Below are 3,260 nucleotides of genomic sequence, written 5' to 3' on the forward strand. Positions count from 1 at the left end.
CGCGCCGGCGCCGCACCGCGCGTACGCCGGGACGAGGGCGGGCGTGGGTCGGGAGCACCGGCGGATGTCGGAGGCGCTAGCCCGCTACGTGCGCGGGACGGCCGTGTGGGAGCGGCTGCCGGCCGGCGAGCAGGCACGCTTTCTCGCGCACCTGGCCGAGGGCCCGCCGGGGCGGGCGCTGCGGACCTACGACGAGGACTACCGGCTGCTGGCCGAGGCCGGCCCCGAGCTCGCCGTGTGGAGCCTCCCCCCGGAGCCCGGCGCGTCCCGTTCGCCGGTGGACGAGGCCAGGGCGGCGGGGAGCGGCGGCTCGGCGAAGACCCCCGGGAACGGCGCGTTGAAGGGCTCGGCGAAGGGCTCGGCGAAGGGCTCGCGGAAGGGCCACGCCAAGGCCGACACCAGGGCGACGGGCATCGGGCTGTCGCGGGTGGCGCGGCTGCTCGCCGAGCTGGCGCCGCCGCGGGTCGGCGACCGGCCCGGGATCCACCTGATCAGGCTGGCCGCCAGCACCCTGGACCAGCCGCTCATGGCCGCCGGCACCGTGCCGGACGACGTCACGCTGCCGCTGCTGGGCGAGGGGTACGTCAACCCGCGGCTCCGGGTGGCCGAGATGACCCGCGAGGCCACGCCCGCGGTGAAGAGCTGGTGGGAGGAGCAGGCCGAGCTGCCCGACGCCGAGGCGTTCCTGGTGGGCCACCTCACCTCGCCGTACGCCACCCAGGCCCCGCTGCTCGTGCTCGGCGAGCCGGGGGCGGGCAAGTCCAAGCTCACCGAGGTGCTCGCCGCCCGGCTGGCCACGTCGGAGTTCCTGCCGATCCGGGTGGAGCTGCGGAACGTCGCCGCCGAGTCCTCCGTCATATCTCAGATCGAGCAGGGCCTCGCCGCCGTGCTCGGCGAGGAAGTGAAATATCAGGACGTGGTGGAGGCGGCCGACGGAGCGCTCCCCGTGGTCATGCTCGACGGGCTGGACGAGCTCGTCCAGGCGGCCGAGGCCGACCGCTACGACTACCTGGAGCAGGTCCAGGAGTTCCAGCGCGGGCAGGCCAGGCTCAACCGGCCCGTCGCGGTGATCGTGACGTGCCGCACGGTGGTGGCCGACCGGGTGAGGTGCCCCGACGGGGTGCCCGCGGTCCAGCTCCGGCCGTTCGACGACGACCAGGTGCGCGCCTGGCTCGGCGTCTGGGACCAGACCAACCGGGCCCTGCTCGCCCGGCACCGTCGCGAGCCGCTGCCCGCCGAGGTCGCGCTCGCCCACGGGGAGCTCGCCAGGCAGCCGCTGCTCCTGCTGCTGCTCGCCCTGTACGACGCGGCCGAGAACGCGCTCCAGCACGACGGGGCGGAGCTGGGCCGGGCACAGCTCTACGAGTCGCTGATCAGGGACTTCGCGGCCCGGGAGCTCACCAGGGACCCGGCGGTCCGCGCCCTGTCGGCCGCCCGGAGACGCAGGCTGGTGGAGCGGGAGCTGGTCCAGCTCGGAGCTGTGGCGCTGTCGATGTTCGTTCGCGGGCGGCCCGTCGTCAGCGCGTACGAGCTGGACCGGGACCTGCCCGCGCTGTGCGGGGGAGGGAGGGAGGAGCGCCGGGACTGGGCGGAGCGCGCCACCGGCGGCTTCTTCTTCATCCACCGCACCGAGGCCCGCCCCACGGGGGCTCGGGCGACGGGGGGCGGGGCCGGGGCGGACGGCGGGGCGAGCTGCTACGAGTTCCTGCACGCCACGTTCGGCGACTTCCTGGTGGCCTGGCTCGCCGTCTACGCCGTGCGCGACCTGGTGCGGCGGCAGGACCTGGCCGAGGAGGAGCTGATCGCCGTCTCGTCGCAGGACGCCGACGACGACCTGCTGTACGCGGTCACGTCGTTCTCCTGCCTGGCCGAGCGGGGTCCGGTCGTGGGGTTCTCCATGGAGCTGCTGCGGGCGCTGCCGCGGGAGGTCCGCGTACGGGCCGCCAACCTGCTGGCGGAGCTGTTACGCGGCTCGCTGCACGAGCGGCGGCGGCGCTCGTTCACCCGGTTCGAGCCTGTACGGCACCCGCTGACCCGCCGGCTGGCCGCCTACTCCGCCAACCTCGTGCTGCTGATCAGGGGCGTCTCCGACGAACCGGTCAGCGTCTCCGCGCTGCTGCGCGACACCGGCACACTCGACCGGTGGAGCTCGCACGCCCACCTGTGGAAGAGCCAGCTCGGCAGGGAGGGCTGGACCGGCCTCATCAGGGGGCTGCCGGCCTGCCGGGTGCGGGGCGACGTGCTGCTGGGCGGGGCCGCCGAACCGTGGGACTTCGACGCCGCCGGCTGGTGGTTCGGCGGCCCGGCGGCCGACCCCGCGGCCCAGGTCGCGGCCCAGGTCGTCAGATTCGCCACCCAGGCCCTCGACGAGCGGCCGTACCTCCTCAACCTGGACATCGACCTGCTGACGGACTCGCCGCCCGCCCGCGACGGGTTCGTGGTCGTGGCGCGGACGTCCGGCCGCGTGGTCACCCTCACCCGCCTGGTCGACGAGCTGCTCATGAGCGGGTCCCTGTCCGCACGCGATCGCGTCGTGCTCTACCTGGACGCGATCGCCGCGCTGGCCACGCTGCCCGCCTCCCGCGGCCGTCCGAAGCTGGACCTGCTGCTGCGCGCGCTGGCCCTGGAGGGCGCCGACCTGCCGTTCGAGGACCGGGCCCGGATCGTGGCCGAGCTGCTGAAGGCGGAGGTCGAGCGCGAGGCGCTGCGGCCCCTGCTGGAGTCGATGCTGTTCGAACGGACCGACAGCCTGGCCATCCTGACCGGCGCCGGCGTCCCCGAGGAGCTCCTTCGGGACGCCCGCCGCACGTAGCCGCCACCCCTGGCGGGCGGCGGGCAGCTCCACCGTGCACGAGGACCCGGACCAGCGAGCCCTGCTCCCCCACCCGCGCGCACAGGTCGTCGCCGTGCGCCGGCGGCAGGTCCCTGTCGAGGATCAGCACGTCGCAGTCGTGCACCGCCAGGCGCACCGCCTCCCCCGTGATCCCCGCCGGGCGGTCCGGTGGTTACCTGGACTGTCCTCCGCGAGGCTGACACTAACGCGAAATGTTCCGTAGTATCCGGGCATCACGAGCGTTGGGGGCGCCAGGGTGCCAGGGCAGAGCGTGGGTGTGGTGGTGGAGCCGGGAGTGCCTCCGGAGATCGCTGGAACGCTGCGCGCCAACGCCCCTCTGCTCACCCGGATCAGGTCCGGCTGGGTGCCGCCCGCCTCGCCGCCGGAGCGCGCGGCGCGGCGCGGCCCGTCCAGCGTGGCCCTGCTC

Annotated in this window: 1 protein-coding gene; it reads left to right on the forward strand. The window is 74.9% G+C overall.

Annotated features, from left to right (window positions below):
- Positions 1 to 2,812 (forward strand): NACHT domain-containing protein (locus DQW85_RS25540; protein WP_420819184.1); only part of this gene is annotated, 2,812 nt, incomplete at its 5' end.
- Positions 2,813 to 3,260 lie beyond the last annotated feature (448 nt).

This window comes from Nonomuraea lactucae (genome assembly GCF_003313395.1).
In the GTDB taxonomy this organism is placed as follows: Bacteria; Actinomycetota; Actinomycetes; order Streptosporangiales; family Streptosporangiaceae; genus Nonomuraea; species Nonomuraea lactucae.